The organism is Streptomyces albofaciens JCM 4342, assembly GCF_008634025.1.
Taxonomy (GTDB): Bacteria; Actinomycetota; Actinomycetes; order Streptomycetales; family Streptomycetaceae; genus Streptomyces; species Streptomyces albofaciens.
Genome location: NZ_PDCM01000001.1, coordinates 799,410 through 819,370, shown reverse-complemented (window position 1 = coordinate 819,370; position 19,961 = coordinate 799,410). Strand labels below are relative to the sequence as shown.

The 19,961-nt window shown below is 73.4% G+C and carries 14 protein-coding genes; 4 read left to right on the top strand and 10 right to left on the bottom strand.

Going from position 1 to position 19,961, the window contains the following annotated elements:
• Positions 1 to 62: 62 nt before the first annotated feature.
• Complete coding sequence (locus CP973_RS03900) at positions 63 to 872, top strand: enoyl-CoA hydratase/isomerase family protein (RefSeq protein ID WP_150237546.1); 810 nt, start codon at positions 63 to 65, stop codon at positions 870 to 872.
• A 102-nt stretch (positions 873 to 974) separates the two neighbouring features.
• Entirely contained in the window at positions 975 to 1,622 is a 648-nt protein-coding gene (locus CP973_RS03895) for a flavin reductase family protein (RefSeq protein ID WP_150237544.1), read from the top strand.
• 40 nt (positions 1,623 to 1,662) lie between these two features.
• On the opposite strand, the gene CP973_RS03890 is transcribed toward CP973_RS03895, so the two are convergent.
• The 3 genes from CP973_RS03890 to CP973_RS03880 form a co-directional block, all read right to left on the bottom strand.
• Positions 1,663 to 2,733, bottom strand: coding sequence for a Zn-dependent alcohol dehydrogenase (locus tag CP973_RS03890; RefSeq protein WP_150237542.1), 1,071 nt, complete (start codon positions 2,731 to 2,733; stop codon positions 1,663 to 1,665).
• On the bottom strand, positions 2,730 to 3,896 hold the full coding sequence (locus tag CP973_RS03885; RefSeq protein ID WP_150237540.1) for an acyl-CoA dehydrogenase family protein: 1,167 nt from the start codon (positions 3,894 to 3,896) through the stop codon (positions 2,730 to 2,732). The genes CP973_RS03890 and CP973_RS03885 overlap by 4 nt, the downstream gene beginning before the upstream one ends.
• Before the next feature lie 251 nt (positions 3,897 to 4,147).
• Positions 4,148 to 5,059 carry an SDR family oxidoreductase gene (locus CP973_RS03880; RefSeq protein ID WP_150237538.1) on the bottom strand — a complete coding sequence of 304 codons (912 nt, stop codon included), beginning with the start codon at positions 5,057 to 5,059 and terminating at the stop codon, positions 4,148 to 4,150.
• A gap of 92 nt (positions 5,060 to 5,151) precedes the next feature.
• Here CP973_RS03880 and CP973_RS03875 point away from each other — a divergent pair, with 92 nt between their 5' ends.
• Entirely contained in the window at positions 5,152 to 6,123 is a 972-nt protein-coding gene (locus tag CP973_RS03875) for a cyclase family protein (RefSeq protein WP_150237536.1), read from the top strand.
• Between the two features lie 408 nt (positions 6,124 to 6,531).
• Here the strand turns inward: CP973_RS03875 and CP973_RS03870 are convergent, their stop codons facing one another.
• From CP973_RS03870 to CP973_RS03840, 7 genes are all read right to left on the bottom strand, one after another.
• Positions 6,532 to 7,005 (bottom strand): ATP-binding protein, encoded by a 474-nt coding sequence (locus CP973_RS03870; RefSeq protein ID WP_150237534.1) that lies wholly within the window; start codon positions 7,003 to 7,005, stop codon positions 6,532 to 6,534.
• A 415-nt stretch (positions 7,006 to 7,420) separates the two neighbouring features.
• Positions 7,421 to 8,542: an acyl-CoA dehydrogenase family protein gene (locus tag CP973_RS03865; RefSeq protein WP_150237532.1), complete on the bottom strand. Its 1,122-nt coding sequence runs from the start codon at positions 8,540 to 8,542 to the stop codon at positions 7,421 to 7,423.
• A gap of 8 nt (positions 8,543 to 8,550) precedes the next feature.
• Positions 8,551 to 9,687 (bottom strand): acyl-CoA dehydrogenase family protein, encoded by a 1,137-nt coding sequence (locus tag CP973_RS03860; protein ID WP_150237530.1) that lies wholly within the window; start codon positions 9,685 to 9,687, stop codon positions 8,551 to 8,553.
• On the bottom strand, positions 9,687 to 10,874 hold the full coding sequence (locus tag CP973_RS03855) for an amidohydrolase family protein (RefSeq protein ID WP_150237528.1): 1,188 nt from the start codon (positions 10,872 to 10,874) through the stop codon (positions 9,687 to 9,689). The genes CP973_RS03860 and CP973_RS03855 overlap by 1 nt, the downstream gene beginning before the upstream one ends.
• A gap of 330 nt (positions 10,875 to 11,204) precedes the next feature.
• Positions 11,205 to 14,051: a protein kinase family protein gene (locus tag CP973_RS03850; RefSeq protein ID WP_150237526.1), complete on the bottom strand. Its 2,847-nt coding sequence runs from the start codon at positions 14,049 to 14,051 to the stop codon at positions 11,205 to 11,207.
• 269 nt (positions 14,052 to 14,320) lie between these two features.
• Positions 14,321 to 16,423, bottom strand: coding sequence for a serine/threonine-protein kinase (locus CP973_RS03845; protein ID WP_150243094.1), 2,103 nt, complete (start codon positions 16,421 to 16,423; stop codon positions 14,321 to 14,323).
• Between the two features lie 353 nt (positions 16,424 to 16,776).
• A complete protein-coding gene (locus tag CP973_RS03840; RefSeq protein ID WP_150237524.1) occupies positions 16,777 to 18,483 on the bottom strand; it encodes a glycerol-3-phosphate dehydrogenase/oxidase in 1,707 nt (568 codons plus the stop codon).
• 200 nt (positions 18,484 to 18,683) lie between these two features.
• Between CP973_RS03840 and CP973_RS03835 the strand changes: the two genes are divergently transcribed.
• Complete coding sequence (locus CP973_RS03835; protein ID WP_150237522.1) at positions 18,684 to 19,958, top strand: nucleotide sugar dehydrogenase; 1,275 nt, start codon at positions 18,684 to 18,686, stop codon at positions 19,956 to 19,958.
• The last annotated feature ends 3 nt before the right edge of the window (positions 19,959 to 19,961 follow it).

Below are 19,961 nucleotides of genomic sequence, written 5' to 3'. Positions count from 1 at the left end.
TCGCATCCGACCGAACGGCATCGGACCGGACCGCATCCGACCGGCCCGGCGCCGCTGATTCCTTGATACTCCACACCACTGACAACGGCGTGCTGTGGATCACCCTCAACCGCCCCGCCGCCCTCAACGCCATCACCCCTGACCAGCGCGAACGCATCATCACAAGACTTTCCGACGCGTCCGCCGACCCGGCCGTGCGAGCCGTCGTCATCACCGCCACCGGCAAGGGATTCTGCGCGGGCGCCGACCTGCGCGGCGGGGCGGCGGCCGATGTCTCCGGCTCCGCCGCCGCACAGCCGACCGAGCGCGTCGCGGGCGACGTGGCCCGTCTGATCCGGCGCGGCGCCCAGCGCCTCGTATCCGCCGTGCTGGACTGCGAGAAACCGGTCCTCGCCGCCGTCAACGGCACCGCCGCCGGTCTCGGCGCCCACCTCGCCTTCGCCTGCGACCTGGTGGTGGCGGCCGAGTCCGCGACGTTCATCGAGGTGTTCGCGCGGCGCGGCCTCGTACCGGACGGCGGCGGCGCGTACCTGCTGCCCCGGCTCGTCGGACCGCAGCGCGCGAAGGAACTGCTGTTCTTCGGCGACGCCGTCACGGCGGCCGACGCCGAGCGGATGGGGCTGGTCAACCGGGTCGTGCCGGACGCGGGCCTGGAGAAGGCCGCGCGGGACTGGGCGGAACGGCTCGCCGCCGGCCCGACCCGGGCCCTCGCCCTCACGAAACATCTGGTCAACGCCTCGCTGGAGGCGGACCGGGGCACGGCGTTCGCGGCCGAGGCGGCGGCCCAGGAGATCAACATGACGACGGCGGACGCGCGGGAGGGGGTCACGGCCTTCGTGGAGCGCCGCCGGCCCACGTACCGGGGGCGGTGAGCCCTGGAAGGGCGAGCCAGGACGAGCCCGGGACGGCACTGCCCGCGCCTTCAAATCTGACGGCCCATCAGGTTCAATGGGGGCATGATGGGACACGCCGGTATGGCAGCCACCGCGGTGCGCTATCTGCGGTCGGTGGGCGCGCCGACCTCCGCGACGGCGCCGGACCCGGCCGCCCGCGCCGTCGCGGAGCCGCGCCCCGCCCTCAGAGCCGTACGGGAGGGCGAGCGCGCCCCGCTCGACCCGGCCGACTTCCGCGCCGTACTCGGCCACTTCGCCAGCGGCGTCACGGTCATCACCGCGCCCGCGCCCCCTACGGCCGGGACCGGCGCCGCCGCGGCGCCCGGCCCGGCCGGCTTCGCCTGCCAGTCCTTCGCGTCGCTGTCCCTGGACCCGCCGCTGGTCACGTTCATGGTGGCCCGTACGTCCACAACCTGGCCGCGGATCGCCCGCGCCGGGGTCTTCTGCGTCAACATCCTGGGGGCGGGCCAGGAGGCGCTGTGCCGGGGCTTCGCCGTCAGCGGCGCCGACAAGTTCGCGGGGGTCGCCCACGCGCCCGCCCCCGTCACCGGCTCGCCGCGCCTCGCGGGCGTGCCCGCCTGGATCGACTGCGCGGTCCAGGCCGTGCACACCGGCGGCGACCACCTCATCGTCGTGGGACGGGTGGCCGCGCTCGGTACGGACCCGGAGGCCGCGCAGGCCGGACCGCTGCTGTTCCACCGGGGCGCCTTCGGCCGCTTCAGCGCCTGACGAGAGGGGCGGACCCGGGCGGCGGGGCGCCGGCAGGCGATCAGAACGTCAGCACTCCCCGCGCCAGCCGCCCCCGCCGCATGTCCTCCACCGCCTTGGCGAAGTCCTCGATCGCGTACGTCCTGGTCACCAGCTCGTCCAGGAGGAGGCGGCCCTCCGCGTAGAGGCGGGCGCAGCGGGCGATGTCGCGTTGCGGGCGGGCGGAGCCGTAGCGGCAGCCCAGGATGGACTTGTCCAGGTACATCGACGCGACCGGGAACGACGCCTCCGCGTCGGCCGGCGGCACACCGAGCAGGACCGCCTGACCGTGCCGGTCGAGAAGGTCCACCGCCTGCCGGATCAGCCGTGTGCTGCCCACGCACTCGAAGGTGTGGTCGGCGCCGGCCGGCAGCACGGCGTGGACGGCCTCGACGGTGTCGGGGACCGCCGACGCGTCGACGAAGTGCGTCGCCCCGAAGCGCCGCGCCACCGCCTCCTTCGCCGGATTGGCGTCCACCGCGACGATCACCGACGCTCCGGCCAGCCGGGCGCCCTGGAGCACGTTCAGCCCGATGCCGCCCGCGCCGATCACGACCACCGTGTCACCCAGCGCCACCCGCGCGCGGTTCAGCACGGCGCCGACCCCGGTCAGCACACCGCACCCGATCAGCGCCGCCGAGGTCAGCGGGATCTCCCGGGGAATCCGCACCGCCTGCACGGCCTTGACGACCGTGCGCTCCGCGAAGGCCGAGTTGGACGCGAAGCCGTACACCGCCCGGCCGCCGTGCCGGAACGGCTGCCCGGGCCTGCCGATCGACGCGCGGCACATCGTGGGCCGGCCGCGGTCGCACTCCGCGCACGTCCCGCAGTTGGCCAGCGTGGACAGCGCGACATGGTCTCCTGCCGCTACGTGTGTGACTCCGTCCCCCACCTCCTCGACCACGCCGGCGCCCTCGTGCCCCAGCACCACGGGCACCGGATAGGGAATCGTCCCATCGACCACTGACACATCGCTGTGGCACAGCCCCGCCGCCCGGATCCCGACCAGCACCTCGCCCGGTCCCGGACCCCGCACCTCCAGGTCGTCCACGACCCGCGGCGGCTGCCCGCCCTCGAAGATGACGCCCCTCATCCGCGCTTCCGCCCTCCGTCGAGGCCGAGCACGCGCCCGGCGATGATGCCGCGCTGGATCTCGTCCGACCCGCCGTAGATCGTGTCGGCCCGGCTGAACAGGAACCGCCGCTGCGCCGCGTCGAGTTCGTACGGTGCGTCCGCCGACCAGTCCCCCGGCCCGGCCGCCGCGCCCGCTCCCCGTACGCGCACCGCCAGCTCCCCCATCCGCTGGTGCCACCCGGCCCACAGCAGCTTCGCCACGCTGGGCGCGCCCGCGTCACCGGCGGCGGGCCCGAGGGTGCGCAGCGCGTTCCAGCGCATGACGCGCAGCTCGGCCCACTGCCGTACGAGCCGGTCCCGCAGTACGGGGTCATCCGCCGCGCCGGTCCGGACGGCCTCGGCGACCACGTCGTTCAACTCGCGGGCGAAGCCCACCTGTTGCGCGAGCGTGGAGACCCCGCGCTCCAGCGCCAGCAGCCCCGTCGCCACCCGCCACCCGGCTCCGGGCCCGCCGACCACGTGCTCCGCCCGCGCCACCGCGCCGTCGAAGAACACCTCGTTGAACTCGGCCGTGCCCGTCAGCTGCCGGATCGGCCGCACCTCGATCCGCCCCGGCTGGTCCATCGGCACCAGCAGGAAGGACAGCCCCCGGTGCCCACGCTCGCCCGGACCGGTCCGGGCGAGCACGAAGATCCAGTCGGCCTCGCGGGCCAATGAGGTCCAGATCTTCTGCCCGGTGATCCGGTAGACGGCCCCGTCCCGGACGGCCGCCGTACGGACCGCCGCCAGGTCCGAACCGGCGCCGGGCTCGCTGTACCCCTGGCACCACAGTTCCTCGCCCCGGGCCACAGGCGGGAGGAAACGATCCCGCTGCGCGGCGTCCCCGTAAGCGATCAAGGTCGGAGCCAGCAGGTTCTCGCCGATGTGCCCCACCCGCTCCGGCGCACGCGCCGCCGCGTACTCCTCCGCCCACACCACCTGCTGCGTGAGCGTGGCCGCCCGGTTCCCGTAAGAGCCGTACGCCCGGTCCCACCCGATCCCGATCCACCCGGCGCGTCCCAATTCACGTTCCCAGGCGCGCCGGGCGCCCCGGTCCCCCGAGCCGAGTCCCACATGCTCCGCGAGCCAACGACGAGCCTCCTCCCGAAAGGCCACGTCATCCGCACCGAACGAAAAGTCCACCGAAAGCCACCCCCTGACATCAGCCCCCGACCAACCTCTCCCCCTCCCACCCACGGAAGGGGGCGGCCGGAGCGGCCTGCCGCGCAGGCCCGTCCCCGAACCTGACCGCCCCGCGCAGCGACCACAGCCCGCCGCAGGCGCAACCGGAGCCGCAGCCGAAAACAAACGGATCCAGCCGAAAACGGATCCAGCCGAACGCCCCGGCCCGCCGCAGGCGAACCGCACCACGGCCCAGCCGGCCCCGGCGGGCCCTACGCGTTGGGCCGCCGCCCCGCGGCCGCGTCAGCGGCCATCGCCTCCACCTGCTCCAGCAACGGCATTGGATCCACCCCCACCGCCCCCGGCAGCACCTCCGCGACCTTCTCCGGCGTCCACCCGCCGTCCACGTACGCCGAGCGCAGCTCCCTCGGCTGGGCCCAGACGGCGATCTTCGGCCCGGCGACGGTATAGACCTGCCCGGTGATCCGTTCCGCCGCGGCGCGGTCGCTGAGCAGGTACACGACGAGGGCCGCGACGTCCTCCGGCTCGCCGATCTCCGTCAGCTCCGTCGGCACGTTGGCGGACATCCGCGTACGGGCGACGGGCGCCACCGCGTTGGCGGTGACGCCGTACCGGCTCAGGCCGAGCGCGGCGCTGCGCACCAGGGAGATGACGCCGCCCTTGGCCGACGCGTAGTTGGCCTGGGAGACGCTGCCCTGGTGGTTGCCGCTGGTGAAGCCGATGAGGGTGCCGGACTTCTGCCGGCGCATGACCGCCGAGGCGGCCCGGAAGACGGTGAACGTGCCCTTCAGGTGGGTGGCGACGACCGGGTCCCACTCCTCCTCGGTCATGTTGAAGAGCATCCGTTCGCGCAGGATGCCGGCCACGCAGACCGCGCCGTCGAGGCGCCCGTACCGGGTGAGCGCGGTGTCCACGACGCGCTGCCCGCCCGCCATGGTCGACACGTCGTCCGCCACCGCGACCGCCTCGCCGCCGGCCTGCTCGATCTCCTTGGCCACCGCCTCGGCGACCTCGCTGCTCGGCTCGGCGCCCGCGACCGACACCCCGTAGTCGTTGACGATCACCCGGGCGCCCTGCCCGGCGCAGGCGAGGGCCACCGCGCGGCCGATGCCGCGGCCCGCGCCGGTGACGGCGACCACCTTGCCGGTCAAGAAGTTCCCCATGCCGCGCCCCTTCCCGGAGTTTCTGACGGCCCGTTAGATTTTTGAGCAGACCGGTAGCGAGCACAAGACCCGGCGCACCCCGAGGAGGGCCCATGCCGACGCCCGCAGCCGCCCCCGGCTCCGCACCACTGCCCGCCGAGTTCCACGACCTCGCCAAGCGCGTCAACAACTGGGGCCGCTGGGGCACGGACGACGAGATCGGCACGTTGAACCTGCTGACGCCCGAGGTCGTACGGGAGGCCGCCGCCACCGTCCGCACCGGCCACCGGGTGCCGCTCGCGCTGCCGCTGCGGCAGGACGGCGTGCAGACCGGGCTGATCCCCGGCCGGATCAACCCGCTGCACACCATGATCGCGATCAACCAGCAGCCGTTCGGGCCCGGTACGGTCGCCACCTCGGACGACGCCGTCACCATGGGCCTCCAGGCGGGCACCCACTGGGACGGCCTCGCCCACGTCTCGCACTCGGGGCGGCTCTACAACGGCCGCCCCGCCGCCTCCGTCACGGCACACGGCGGCGCCACCGCCCTCGGCGTCGAGAAGGCGCCCCCGATCGTCTCGCGCGGCGTTCTGCTCGATGTGGCCCGTGTGCACGCCGACGCCGCCGGGCCGCCCGGACGGCTGCCCGCCGAGTACGCGATCGGTCCGGAAGATCTCGATGCGGCGGAGGAGTTGGCGGGGACGACGGTACGGTCCGGCGACATCGTTCTCGTACGTACGGGGCAGATGCGCCACTACCTGGCGGGCGACCGGGACGCGTACGCCTTCCCGTCCCCGGGGCTGTCCCTCCGTACGCCCGAGTGGTTCCACGCGCGCGATGTCGCGGCCGTCGCCAACGACACCCTCACGTTCGAGATCTTCCCGCCGGAGATCGACGGCCTCTGGATGCCCGTGCACGCGCTGCACCTGGTGGAGATGGGCATGATCCAGGGCCAGAACTGGAACCTGGAGGAGCTGGCGGCGGTCTGCGCCGAAGCGGGCCGCTACGCGTTCTTCCTGTCGGCGATGGCCGAGCCGTTCGTCGGCGGCAGCGGGAGCCCGGTGGCTCCGGTCGCGGTGTTCTGAGGCGGGCCGGCCGTACGGCGCTTCGCGACGGTCCGGTCCCACGAAGACAAGAGCGATATGAAGACAAGGGCCGTACGGAGACAAGGGCCGTACGAAGGCAGGGCCCGCACGAAGCCAGGAGCCGTCCGAAGCCAGGAGCCGTACGAAGGCAGGACCCGCACGAAGACGAGAACCGTCCGAAGCCAGGAGCCGTACGAAGACAACAACCCTCTGCCCCAGCCGGGCGGCGGCACGCCCATGCGCACCCCGAGCGTCGCACCGCGGACCACCACCCGGCTACGGGACACGACCCGCACTCGCCGAGGCACCGGCCCCCATGGCCTCGACGTCCCCTCGCGGCGAATCGCTCCACCCAAGCGTGATCAGGCGAACACGCCACGTCAACACCTGGTCTGGACTTTCCTCCGGTTACGCGTGGTGCGGCAGTGCGCAGTGCGTGTCGTACGCCCCCAGGTCCGACCCGGCCGCCATCAGCATCGACCGGCCGCGGTCCACCTCGCACCAGATGCTCTTGCCGGTCCCTTCGGGCCGCCAGCCCCAGCGGTCCGCGAGCCCGTCGACCAGCTCCAGGCCACGGCCGTTGGTGTCGTCGCCGTCCGCGCGCCGGGGGCGCGGCGCGCGGGTACTGCGGTCCGCGACCTCGACCCGTACGGTGCCGACCGCGGCGCCGGAGCCCGAGAAGCACATCCGCAGCTCGGCGGGGTTCCCGGTATGGACGACGGCGTTGGTGACCAACTCGGAGATCAACAGGATCAGCGTCTCCGCCAGCGGCTCGTCGGCTCCTATGCCCGAGCCGACCAGCCGCGACCTGGCCCACCTCCGGGCCCGCCCCACCTCCGAGGGGTCGGGCCGGACTTCCAACTGCACCTGAAGCACCTGCACCGCTCACACCATCCGAACCGGCGGACACATCGCCTCGCGCCTCATCGAGGTCACACTCCGTGACCCCGGTGAAGCACAGCATGGTTGACGTTCAGTCACCCCAACAAGCGCTTCGGGCATATTCCAGCGCAAGGGAGTATGCATGCTGCATACTGTGCGACGCGCTTTGCCGGGAGTCGAACAAGAGGGCCTTCCGCCCCTCCTTCGAGGGCGAGCGGAGCGCATCCGGTATCCCGGGTCGGCCTCCACGACCCCACGGGAACAGTTGCGCCTCAGAACCACTCGCACCCAAGGGAGCGTACCCGAGCACGGCGCCGACTCCCCCCTGTGACGGGTTACACCTGGGACACGGCCCGAATATCGACCCTCGGTGACCGCTCGCGTGTGCGGAATCCGACATTTCGCACACAACGCACTACACGGCCACCTCACCGGCAAGAAGGGCTTCGGCGAGGGCTTCTTCCGCCTTTGCCCCGCTCTGCCATTGTTCGAGGCGCAGCCACGCACGCTTGAGATGCAGGTGCACATCGGCCTCCCATGTGAAGCCGATACCGCCGTGCACCTGAAGACAGTCCCGGGCGTTGCGCACCGCCGCCTCATCGGCGAGCACCTTCGCTCCGATTACTGGGAGTGACTGTCCGGTGAGCGAGGCCGCATAGACGGCACTTCGCGCGATTTCCACTCGTATCAGCATCTCGGCGCACAGGTGTTTCACCGCCTGGAAGGCCCCGATCCGTACACCGAACTGCTCACGCCGTCGGGCGTGTTCCACCGCCATCTCGACCGTACGGGCAGCGCTGCCCAGCTGGAGCGCGGCGGTCAGCAGGGCGGCTTCGCGGCGCAGCCGCGGTACGTCGAGCGCGCGCGGCGCACGGCGCGGGTAGGACACCACGCGCGCGAGCGGGGTGAGCGGGTCGACGGAACGGAGGGGGGCGAGGGTGGGCCAGTCGGAAGCGTTCCAGTACGCGTGCGCCGCATCCTCGGGCGGAGCGCCCGGCCCCGCGCTCTCGGGCGGAGCGTCCGACCCCGCGTCCTCGGGCGGAGCGTCCAATCCCGCGGTTTTCGGCGGAGCGTCCGTCCCCGCACCCACGGGTGGAGCGTCCGACCCCCCGATTTCGGCCGAAGCGTCCGGCCCCGTCCCCTCGACCAAGATCAACTCATCGCAGTCCGCAGGGTGTTCCCACAGCCGCGCCCCGTCCGCCCCCACGTCGCACAGCCCCACCACCCGCTCCCCGGTCGCCGCGCCCGGCACCACCCCCGCGAGGAGGTGCCCCGCCACCAGCGGCCCCGGCAGCAGGGCGCGCCCCGCCTCCTCGAAGACCAGCACCGCCTCCGGCAGCCCGAGCCCCACCCCGCCGTCCGCCTCCGGGAGCCGCAGCGCGAAGAACCCGGCCGCGCCCAGCTCGCGCCACAGCGCGCGGTCGAGCGCCGGGCTGTCCACCGCCGCCCGCAGCCGCTCCCGCCCGAAGCGGCACGCCAGCAGGTCGCGCGCCGACGCCTGCAAGGCCCGTTGATCGGCAGTGGGTCGCAGGTCCACGGGCCCGCTCACCGTCCCTTCGGCAGGTCGAGCAGGCGCTCGGCGATGATGTCGCGCTGGATCTGCGACGTACCGGCGGCGATCGTGTACGAGAGGGACGACAGCCGGGCCGCCGTCCACTCCTGGTCCGCGTCCAGCGCGCCGGCCGTCCCCAGCACCTCGGCGGCCGCGTCGTACAGCTCCTGCCGGGCCTGCGAGTAGCGCAGCTTGAACACGGAGCCGCCCGCCCCCGGCGTCCCGCCCGCCGCACCGGCCGCCCCGACGTTCCACTGGATGAGCCGCCACAGCGCCGTGAACTCGGCGTTCAGCCGGCCCAGCCGGCGGCGCAGCACCGGGTCGTCCCAGCGGCCGTTCACCCGGGCCGTACGGGCCAGCCCGCCGAGCGTACGGCGGCAGGCGACGACCTCGCCCACGAAGGCGGTGCCCCGCTCGAAGGACAGCGTGACCATGGTGACGCGCCAGCCGTCGTGCTCCGCGCCGACCCGGTTGGCCACCGGCACCCGCACCTCGTCGAGGAAGACCTCGGCGAACTCGGCCGGTCCGGCGAGCGTGCGCAGCGGCCGTACGGTGATCCCGGGCGCGTCCATCGGCATCGCCAGCCAGGAGATGCCCCGGTGCCGGGGTGCCTCCGGGTCCGTGCGGACCAGCAGTTCGCACCAGTCGGCGATCTCCGCGTGCGAGGTCCAGGTCTTCTGCCCGGTGATCACATAGTCGTCGCCGTCCCGTACGGCGCGGGTGCGCAGGGCGGCGAGGTCGGAGCCCGCGTCCGGTTCGCTGAAGCCCTGGCACCAGACCGCCTCGCCGCGCAGGATCGGCGGCAGCCAGCGGGCGCGCTGCTCGTCCGTGCCCTCGGCGGCGATGGTCGGCCCGGCGTGCAGCAGTCCGACGAAGTTGGCGCCGACGTAGGGGGCTCCGGCGAGCTCCGTCTCCTCCAGGAAGATCAGCCTTTGGGTGGGCGAGGCGTCCCAGTGCAGGCTGCCGTATCCGGCGTCGTACAGCCGCCGCTGCCAGCCGAGGTCGTACGCGCGGCGGGCGGGCCAGTCCAGTGGGTCGGGCCGCGCGGGCAGCTCCGGGAGGGCTTTGGCCAGCCACTCACGCAGCCGCACCCGGAACTCCTCCTCTTCGGGCGTGTACGTGAGGTCCATCAGTCGAGATCCAGCTCCAGCATGCGGATCGCGTTGCCGCGCATCAGCTTGTGGACGGTCTCCTCGTCCAGCCCCTGTACGTGGTCGAGGGCGACTTCCTTGGTGTGCGGCCAGGTGGAGTCGACGTGCGGGTAGTCGGTCTCGAAGGTCGCGTTGTCCCGGCCGACCACGTCGATCGATTCGACACCGTGCTTGTCGCGGAAGAAGCAGCAGAAGATCTGCCGGTAGTAGTACGTGGACGGCGGCTCGGGGATCAGGTCGCGTACGCCGCCCCAGGCGCGGTGCTCCTCCCACACGTCGTCGGCGCGCTCCAGGGCGTACGGGATCCATCCCATCTGCCCCTCGCTGTACGCGAGTTTGAGGCGCGGGAACTTCACCAGCACCCCGCTGAAGAGGAAGTCCGTCATCGAGGCCATGGCGTTGTTGAAGCTCAGCGACGCCTGCACGGCGGGCGGCGCGTCGGGGGAGGCGGCGGGCATCTGCGAGCTGGACCCGATGTGCATGTTGACCACCGTCCCGGTCTCCTCGCAGGCCGCGAAGAACGGGTCCCAGTAGCCCGAGTGGATCGACGGCAGGCCGAGGTACGTCGGTATCTCGCTGAACGTCACGGCCCGAACCCCGCGCGCCGCGTTCCGCCGTATCTCGGCGACCGCCAGGCCGACGTCCCACAGGGGGATGAGGCACAGCGGGATCAGCCGCCCGCCGCTGTCCCCGCACCACTCCTCCACCATCCAGTCGTTGTACGCGCGCACGCACGCCAGGGCGACGTCCTTGTCCTGGGCCTCGGCGAAGGTCTGGCCGCAGAAGCGGGGGAAGGTGGGGAAGCACAGCGACGCCTCGACGTGGTTGAGGTCCATGTCCGCCAGGCGCGCCTTCGGGTCCCAGCAGCCACGCCGCATCTGCTCCCGGGTGATGCCGTCGAGGGTCATCTCGTCCCTGGAGAAGCCGACAGCCGCGATGATCCGCTTGTACGGGAAGAGGTCCCCCTCGTACCGCCACCAGTCCGTCGGCGGGCCTTCCGGATCCGTCGTGAACCTGTACTTCCCGCCGATGTACGCCAGCTCGCCGATCCCGGCGGTGAACGGCTTCGGTCCGAGTTCGCGGTACTTCGCCGGCAGCCAGGTCTCGAAGAGGTGCGCGGGCTCGATGACGTGGTCGTCGACGCTGACGATGCGCGGTAGCTCCATCTGGTTCCCCTCACGCGGTTCCCCGGCCGGTGGCCGACGGGCCGCCGAACGCTGGACCTGACGACCCGTCAGTTCGTCGGTTACGACGGTAGCCGCGCGCACAAGGGCCGACAAGGCGCCGTACGGGGAGCGCACGAGGAGCGCAAGGGCTGCCGCACGGGGGAGCGCACGAGGAGCGCAAGGGCTGCCGCACGGGGAGCGTGCGGGCTGCCGCGCAGGGAGCGCACGGGCTGCCGCACGGGCCCGCCATGCCAGGCATCCTCCGCATCGACCGCATCGACGCGCGCAGGGATACCACCACGCCCTACGCCAACCAGCGCGTTACTGCGCTCAGTTCGGCCGGTACGACCCCGTGGCCTGCTCGTACAGCCGGTCCACCTCGCGCCGTTCGTTGTCCGGGCCGATGACCTGGATGATGTGGTAGCGGCCGTTGTGGATCATGGCCAGGTTGCGTACATAGACCTGTCGGCCGCTGCTGTCCTGCCAGGTGAAGGTGCCCTCCGCCATCGCGGCCTTACCGACGTCGATCCGGCGCAGGCCCGAGGAACCGGACCAGCTGGACTCGCGGTACGGGGCCAGCTCGGCCTCCTTGTCCTGCTGGTAGGCCATCGGGTCGGTGCCGTAGCGGGACGTGGTGTCGCGGCCGGGCACGATCAGCAGCTCGAAACCGTTGCCCAGGTAGCGGGTCTGGCCGCGTTCGTTCTCCCCCCGGCGCTGCCAGCCCTTGTGGACGGCGACCTGGAATCCCTTCGGGTCCTTGCGCACCTCGAAGCCCTCGGCGAGGTCGGCCGGTTCGGTGGTCTGCGGCTGCCGCGCGCGGGAGCCCTGGTCGTCGGGGCGGCTGCCGGGGCCGTCGTCCGACGGGCCCGGCGCGCCCACCGAGGCCCTGCGCTCCCGGACGCTGTCCGCGCCGCGCTCGTCCGACCCGGCCTTCGGCATGAACAGCACCGCGTACAGCACCGCCCCCGTCAGCAGCAGGAACACCAGCCCCACCAGCAGCCGCCCCAGATGACGCGGGCCGCGGCCGCCGTCCGGCGGCGTCGCGCCCTGGATGCGCCGGAGCTGCTTGGCGGGGCGCGGCGGCTTGGGCGCGCGGCCCGGTCCGGGCCGGCGCGGGGGGCGTGCGGGTGGCGGGAGGGGCTGTTCGCAGTGGTGGGTCTCGGCGGGGTGGGGACGGGCGGCTTGCTGCGGCGGGAAAGCCGCCGCCAGGTGGGCTGCGGGGGCCTCCGGCTGCTGGGCGGGGGCTTCGGGGAGGCCCGGCTGGGCGTGCTGGGCGGTCTCCCGGTACGCCACGGTCCGGCGTTTGCCCTTCGCCTGCCGCGGTGGCTTGGCGGGGCGCGGCGGCCGGGACTGGCGCGCCTTCTTGTGCCGCCCCTTGCGGACCAGTTCGCCCCGGCGCCGCAGGATCGGCAGCCGCCGGGAGTCGGCGGGCCCCTCCAGCGACGGTACGGTCACGACCCGGCTGCCCACCTCCGGTTCGGGCGCCGTACGGATCAGCGACCGCAGCCACCCGCGCAGCTCCTCGAAGTCCGGGCGGTCGGCCGGGTCCTGCCGCATCAGCGACTCGACGACCGGCCGCAGCGCCCCGCACTCCTCGGCGTACGAGGGCGGCTCCGAGCACACCAGCTGCACCAGTTCGGCGGCGCTGTCCTCCGGATACGCGGAGTGGCCCTGCACGATGCGGAACAGCAGCGCGCCGACCGCCCAGAGGTCGGTGGCGGGGCCGACCGGCGGCGCGAGCTGCCAGTTCGCGTGCACCGGACCGGCCTGCTCCGGCGCCCAGCGCTCGGTCACCGGGCCGACGACATTGATGCGTACCTGGCGGGCGCGCTCGGCGGCCAGGGCCGCGCCGGGCCGCCCGTAGGAACCGGAACCGGTCCCGCCGGAACCGGAACCGGTGGAGGTGTCGGGGGCCGGCTCCTTGGAGAGGGACGGCCGGGTTTCCGGTGCCGGCGCGGACGGCTGCGCGGGCAGGTGAGGGACCACACCGCCTCCGGCTCGCGGCCCCGGACCCGGCAGGCTGCCGCCGTACGCGGCGCTGCCCGGCTGCTCCGGCACCGACGGCGCGCCGATGTGATCGCGGTACGGGCTGAAGTGGGTGTCGGCGGGGTGGCCTGCGGCGGAACCAGGGCTGGAACCGGGACCGGGGCCGGGACCGGGACCAGGGCCGGGGCCGTTACCGGGGCCGGAACCAGGACCGGACCCGCCGCCTCCGGCGGGTGTACGGGGTGGCTCGGTGGGCGTACGCGCGTCCCCGGTGGGCGTGCCCGGATCCCCGGACTTTGCGCGCGGATCCCCGGTCGGCGTACGCGGTTCCCCGGCAGACGTACGGAAAGACTCAGGCGGACGAGGCCCCTCCGGAGCCGTACGGGCCGCCGCCGCCCGCGCTCCCGCCTGATACGCGGCGATAGCTCCCGCACGCACCCGCCGGGCGTCCGCCCCGGACGCAGACGCGGCAGCCACCCCGGGGGCAGGCGCTCCGGCCGCCCCGCCCGGGGGCGCGGCGCCCGCCCCGGTAGCCCGCTCCGGCGCCTCGGCCGGAGCCGGAACCGACGGCCGCGCCGTCTCCTCCCCGGGCACCGGGTCGTACCCGCACAGCGCCTCCTCCGCCGCGCCCGCGGCCAGGCCGGTCAGGATGGCTCTGCCGTCGTCGCAGATCAGGACCGTTCGGGTGGTGATGTTGCGGTGGGTCCAGCCGTGCGCGTGCAGGGCGCGGAGGGCGGTGAGGAGGTCGGCGGCGACCTCGGCGGCGCGGTGCGGGGTGAGGGTGCGTTCGGCGAGCAGCGCGGCGAGCGGCCGGGCGGCGATACGCTCGCTGACGATCCACAGGCTGCCGTCCTGCGCGAAGACGTCGAAGACCTGGTCCAGTTGCGGGTGGTCGGGCAGCCGGGCCGCGGCCGTCGCGGCTTCCAGGGCACGGCGTACGGCGGGGTCGTGCGGCGTACGGTCGGCGCCGGCCGTGTGGGGTCCGCGGGCGCCCGGCGCGGGCCGCCCGGCCGGTCCCCCGGCGTCCAGCAGCTCCGCGTCCACGACCTCGGGCAGCGGCACCTGGCGCACCAGGACCTCCTGGCCGCTGTAGGTGTCGAAGGCACGGGTCTCGGCGAACTCGTACTCGTCCGACGGCGGCACCGGCAGGCGGTAACGCTCGGCGAGCACTCTTCCCGCGTACTCGTCCACGACGCCTCCCCAGCGCGCGATTCACGCCGCCTGACCGTCTTTGTCCGGGAGCGCCCGGCCCCACCGGTCACCCGCGGTGGTCAAAACCGGTCGCATTCCCTCCGATTGCGGCTGCGTACGGTCTTCGGGGTCTCACGATACGTGCCGAGGGCGCGGGTTGAGGAGCGCTCCGGCCAACAGCTCCCCCACGACTTCGCCACCGCCCGGCGGCCGGCACCGCGCACACCGCGTCGGCCTGCGCACCTCTGCGGTACGGGCGCCGCGGAAGGTCAGTCCTTCACCTGGAATGTCGCGAAAGCGGTGTCCCTCAGTTGGCGGCACTCCGCCGCGTCCCAGGCGTCCGCCTTGCAGGTGATCATGATCGCGTAGCCGTGCTGGTCGTCGGCGCGGAAGCCGCGGTTGAGCACGCGGACGTCCTGGCCGCCCTGCTTGCGGGTGAACGACCAGTCGGCGACCGTCGGGTAGCCCCGCCAGCCGACCGCCTTGATGTCGATGCGGCGGTAGTTCTCGCTGCTGCGGCTGACGGCGGGCTCCAGGCCGCGCCAGGCGGCCGCCGCGTCGCTGCCGGGCTTGGCGTTGTAGTCGATCTGGACGCGCGGGAAGCCGCCTCCGGCGCTGTAGATGGCGCCGGAGTTCTGGCCGGCCGTGTCGGTCTGCTTCCAGCCGGACGGCAGCCCGACGGAGAAGTGGAACCCGGCGTTCGACACGGTTCCGTACCCCTGCGGCAGGCCCGACTTGTCCTTGCCGCCGCCCGGCTTGCCGCTCTGGCCGCCCGGCTTGCCGTCCGTCGGCTGTGACGCGTTGCCGTCCGCGCCCTTTCCTGAGCCGTCCTCGGAGGGGTCGGCCTGGCCGGTGGCGGCCGTGCCCGCGGCCTTGCCGCCGCCCTTCTCGTCGTCACCGCTCAGCGCGAAGGCCAGCACGGTGCCCAGGACGGCGAGCACCACGACCACCGCGGCGATGACGAGCGTGCGGCGCGGCACGACATCGGTGACGGACGCCTTCGGCGGGCCGGACGGGCGCGTTCCGTCGGACGGCTTGGCCTCCGGCCGGGCCGCGGCGGCAGCGGCGGCCGCCGCCTTGCGCACCGCCTGGAGCGCGTTGCGGACCTTCTCCTTGGCGCTCTCCGACTCGAAGCCCGTGCGCCCGGCGGAACCGACCGCGGTCGGCCAGTTCTTCGGCCCGTTCGTCGAGTCGGTCCGCGACTGCCCGGTGGTGGCCGTGCCGCGGGTCGTCGAGGCGGTGGATGCCTTGGCGGCCGAGCCCGTGCCCGTACGCGAGGTGTCCGTGAGCGGAGCGGACGCGGAGGCCGCGCGGGCGCCCGGGACCCCGGACACGCTGCCGCGGTCCGTCTCCGGCGCGTGTCTCCCGTCCCCCTTCGGGCGCGGCTTCGGCTTCCACTGCGGGCGCGGCGCCGACGGCTTCGAGCGCGCCCGGTCCCGGTCCTGGTCGCGGGCACGGTCCTTGGACCCGACCGCGGGCTCCTCCGGGACGACCGGCAGCGCCATCGCGCGGGTGGCATCCGGAGCGGGCGGTTCCGGTCCGGTGTCCTCCGGCGCGTTGGCCGCGTCCAGCAGCAGCGCCCGCGCGCCCCGGTCGTCGAGCCGGGCCGCCGGGTCCTTCACGAGCAGCCCGTAGATGACCTCTTCCAGCGCACCGGCGCTCTTCGGCGGCTCCAGCGGCTCGGTCATCACCGCGGTCAGCGTGGCGATCGCCGAGCCCTTGTCGTACGGGGGCACGCCCTCGACACAGGCGTACAGCAGGCCGCCCAGCGACCACAGGTCGGCCGGCGGGCCGGGCTTCTGGCCGCGCGCCCGCTCGGGCGATATGTAGGACGGCGCGCCGACCAGCATGCCGGTGGAGGTCAGCGAGGGGTCGCCCTCCACCTGGGCGATGCCGAAGTCGGTGAGCACGACCCGGCCGTCGTCGGACATCAGGACGTTGGAGGGCTTCACGTCGCGGTGCAGGATGCCCTCGCGGTGCGCGGCGCGCAGCACGTCGAGGATGGCGAGGCCGACCTCCGCCGCCCGGCGCGGCGTCAGGGGGCCGTCGTCGCGCACCACCTCGGCCAGCGAGCGGCCCTCGACCAGCTCCATGACGATCCACGGGCGGTCGTCCTCGTCGACCACGTCGTAGACCGTCACCGCGCCGTTGTTGCGGATCCGGGCGATCGCCTTGGCCTCCCGCAGGGTGCGGGTGATCAGCCGGCGCTTCTCGTCCTCCTCGACCCCGCCAGGGAAGCGCAGTTCCTTGACCGCGACCGTACGGCCGAGCACTTCGTCCGTTGCGCGCCAGACCGTACCCATTCCGCCCCGGCCGAGGACTTCGGCGAGCCGGTACCGGCCGGCGAGCAGCCTGCCCTCCTTGCCGTCCATCTCGACCTCGTCGCCCACTGAATCCCCTCTGCAATCCAGCCGAGTTGGCACTCGAACACACGTCGATCACCAAACTGGCCCAACTCGGACAACCCACCCTGGCGGAGCCCTCATTCTCTCTCATCCGCGCCCGTGGGGAAGGCCAGGGTCCACGACTCGGCGCCTGTTGTGCACCCGCCATGATGGCCTGTACGGGCGGCGCTGTCGCCGACGAGGGCGCCGTCGGCGCGGTGCGGCCGGGCTCCGGGAGCCGGACACGAGGGCCGGAAGAGGGGTGGAGACGACGATGTGGCGCCCCCTCAGCGCCACCGTCCGGCGGGCAGGGGCGCCGCCGGACAGGCGTGGGTTCCGCGTCAGAGCGGCACGATGTCCGGCGCCCCCAGCCGCGCCGCGTCGGCCGTCAGATCGTCCGGCTGCCGCTGCGACTCACGCTCCGCCTCGACCCGCTTCTCGTAGTGCTCCACTTCGCGGTCGATCTGGTCCGCGTCCCAGCCCAGCACCGGCGCCATCAGCTCGGCGCACTCCCGCGCGCTGCGGGTGCCCCGGTCGAAGGTCTCGATGGAGATGCGGGTGCGCCGGGTGAGGACGTCGTCGAGGTGCCGCGCCCCTTCGTGGGTGCAGGCGTAGACCACCTCGGCGCGCAGGTAGTCGTCGGCGGCGGCGAGCGGTTCGCCGAGCGCCGGGTCGGCCACGATGAGGTCGAGGAGTTCCTCGGCCAGTGCGCCGTAACGATTCAGCAGGTGCTCGACGCGCACCACGTGCAGGCCGGTACGTGCGGCGGTCTGGGCGCGGGCGTTCCACATCGCCTTGTAGCCCTCGGCCCCGACGAGCGGCGTGTCCTCCGTGACGCACTCGGCCACCCGCCGGTCGAGCGCGTGGACCGCCTCGTCCACCGCGTCCTTGGCCATGACGCGGTACGTCGTGTACTTGCCGCCCGCGACCACCACGACCCCCGGCACCGGGTGCGCGACGGTGTGCTCGCGCGACAGTTTGCTGGTCGCGTCCGACTCGCCGGCCAGCAGCGGGCGCAGGCCCGCGTAGACGCCCTCCACGTCGTCGCGCGTCAGCGGCGTCGCGAGCACCGAGTTCACGTGCTCCAGCAGGTAGTCGATGTCGGCGCTGGACGCGGCCGGGTGCGCCTTGTCCAGGTCCCAGTCCGTGTCGGTCGTGCCGACGATCCAGTGCCGCCCCCAGGGGATGACGAACAGGACGCTCTTCTCCGTGCGCAGGATCAGCCCGGTGGTCGAGTGGATGCGGTCCTTGGGCACGACCAGGTGGATGCCCTTCGACGCCCGCACGTGGAACTGGCCGCGCTCCCCGATCAGGGCCTGCGTGTCGTCGGTCCACACGCCGGTCGCGTTCACCACCTGGCGCGCCCGCACCTCGTACTCGCCGCCCGCCTCGACGTCCTCGACCCGGGCGCCGACGACGCGTTCGCCCTCGCGCAGGAAGCCGACCACCCGGGCCCGGTTGGCGGCCTCCGCGCCGTACAGGGCGGCGGTCCGTACGAGGTTCATCACGAAGCGGGCGTCGTCCACCTGGGCGTCGTAGTACTGCAATGCCCCGACCAGGGCGTCCTTCTTCAGGCAGGGCGCCACTCTGAGGGCGCGCTTGTGCGAGAGGTGCCGGTGCACGGGCAGGCCGCGGCCGTGTCCGGAGGAGACCGACATGCCGTCGTACAGCGCGACGCCGGAGCCCGCGTACCAGCGCTCCCAGCCCTTGTGGGTGAGCGGGTAGAGGAACGGGACCGGCTTGACCAGGTGCGGCGCGAGCCGTTCCAGGAGCAGCCCGCGCTCCTTCAGCGCTTCCCGTACGAGGGCGAAGTCCAGCATCTCCAGATAGCGCAGCCCGCCGTGGATGAGCTTGCTCGACCGGCTCGACGTGCCCGAGGACCAGTCACGCGCCTCGACCAGTCCGGTGTCCAGCCCGCGGGTCGCCGCGTCCAGTGCCGTACCGGCACCGACCACCCCGCCGCCGACCACCAAAACATCCAGCTCCCGTTCCGCCATCCGTGCGAGCGCTTCGGCACGCTGGGCCGGTCCGAGTGTCGCTGTCCTCACCGCTGCCTCCCGCTGTGGTCGGGGTCACACTCCCCGTCCGTCGATTCTGGCCGCGCCACCGGCCCGTATCCACCCTTCGGCGACCGGGCAACACCCGGCCGTCGCAATCCCCATTCTGGGCCAAATGTCCGCTTAGTCTACTTATGCTCTTATGCTTCACCGCCCCATCCGGAACCGCTCGGGAAGGACGGCAGCCAGCCATGCCCGCAGATCTCGCCGTCATCGGACTAGGCCATATCGGTCTCCCCCTCGCCCAGGCCGCCACCGCCGCCGGCGTCCGCACCATCGGCTACGACCCCGGCCCGCCGGCCGCACCCGGCGCGCCCGCGCCCGCGGCGGGGCACCCGCCCGCCGCACAGGGCCCGCTCACCGCGCCCGAGATCCGCCGGCTGCTCGCGGCCGGCTTCCGCACCACCGGCGATCCCGCCGTGCTCGGCCGGGTCCGTACGGCTGTGATCTGCGCCCCCACCCCGCTCGGCGAGGACGGCGCCCTCGACCTGACCGCGGTCGCCGACGCCGCCCGCGTCCTGGCGGCGCACCTGCGCCCGCACACCACGGTGATCCTGGAATCCACCGTCTACCCGGGCACCACCGAGGAATTCCTGCGCCCCCTCCTGGAAGAAGGCTCGGGCCTGACCGCGGGACGCGACTTCCACCTCGCCCACTCCCCCGCCCGCCACGACCCCGGCAGCCGCGCCCACCGCTACGGCAGCACCCCGAAGGTCATCGGCGGCCTGACCCCGGCCTGTACGGAGGCCGCGGCGGCCTTCTACGGACGGCTCACCGACCGGGTCGTCCGCGCGCGCGGACCGCGCGAGGCGGAGACCGCCAAGCTGCTGGAGACCAACTACCGGCACCTGAACATCGCGCTCATGAACGAGATGGCGGTGCTCTGCCACGACATCGGCGTGGACCTGTGGGACGTCATCCGCTGCGCCGAGACGAAGCCGTTCGGCTTCCAGGCGTTCCGCCCCGGCCCCGGCGTCGGCGGCCACACCGCCCCCATCGACCCCAACTACTACTCCTACAAGGGGCGTTCACTGGGCTACCCGCTGCGCCTCGTCGAGCTGGCGCAGGAGGTCAACACCCGGATGCCGCGCTACGTCGTGCAGCGCTGCGCCACCCTGCTCAACGAGCACGGCAAGTCGGCGCGCGGCGCCCGCGTCCTGCTGCTCGGCGTCACCTACAAGCCGGACATCGGCGACGAGGAAGGCTCCCCGGCCCGCGAAATCGCCTCCCGGCTCATGGAGTTGGGCGCCCACATCACGTACCACGACCCGTACGTCCACCAGTGGCAGGTCCTCGGCCGTCCGGTCCCGCGCGCGGACGCGCTCTACGAGGCCGCCGCCGGTGCCGACCTCACGCTGCTCCTCCAGCACCACCGCACATACGACCTCCAGGGCCTGTCGGTGAAGGCCCAGCTGCTGCTGGACACCCGGGGGGCGACGCCGACCGGCGCGGCACACCGGCTCTGAGCT

What these genes read in the sequence shown, in the direction of transcription:
- CP973_RS03895 (WP_150237544.1), top strand. Translation starts at nt 975, where the DNA reads ATGGCAGCCACCGCGGTGCGCTATCTGCGGTCGGTGGGCGCGCCGACC.
- CP973_RS03890 (WP_150237542.1), bottom strand. Translation starts at nt 2,733, where the DNA reads ATGAGGGGCGTCATCTTCGAGGGCGGGCAGCCGCCGCGGGTCGTGGAC.
- CP973_RS03880 (WP_150237538.1), bottom strand. Translation starts at nt 5,059, where the DNA reads ATGGGGAACTTCTTGACCGGCAAGGTGGTCGCCGTCACCGGCGCGGGC.
- CP973_RS03875 (WP_150237536.1), top strand. Translation starts at nt 5,152, where the DNA reads ATGCCGACGCCCGCAGCCGCCCCCGGCTCCGCACCACTGCCCGCCGAG.
- CP973_RS03860 (WP_150237530.1), bottom strand. Translation starts at nt 9,687, where the DNA reads ATGGACCTCACGTACACGCCCGAAGAGGAGGAGTTCCGGGTGCGGCTG.
- CP973_RS03855 (WP_150237528.1), bottom strand. Translation starts at nt 10,874, where the DNA reads ATGGAGCTACCGCGCATCGTCAGCGTCGACGACCACGTCATCGAGCCC.
- CP973_RS03845 (WP_150243094.1), bottom strand. Translation starts at nt 16,423, where the DNA reads ATGGACGGCAAGGAGGGCAGGCTGCTCGCCGGCCGGTACCGGCTCGCC.
- CP973_RS03835 (WP_150237522.1), top strand. Translation starts at nt 18,684, where the DNA reads ATGCCCGCAGATCTCGCCGTCATCGGACTAGGCCATATCGGTCTCCCC.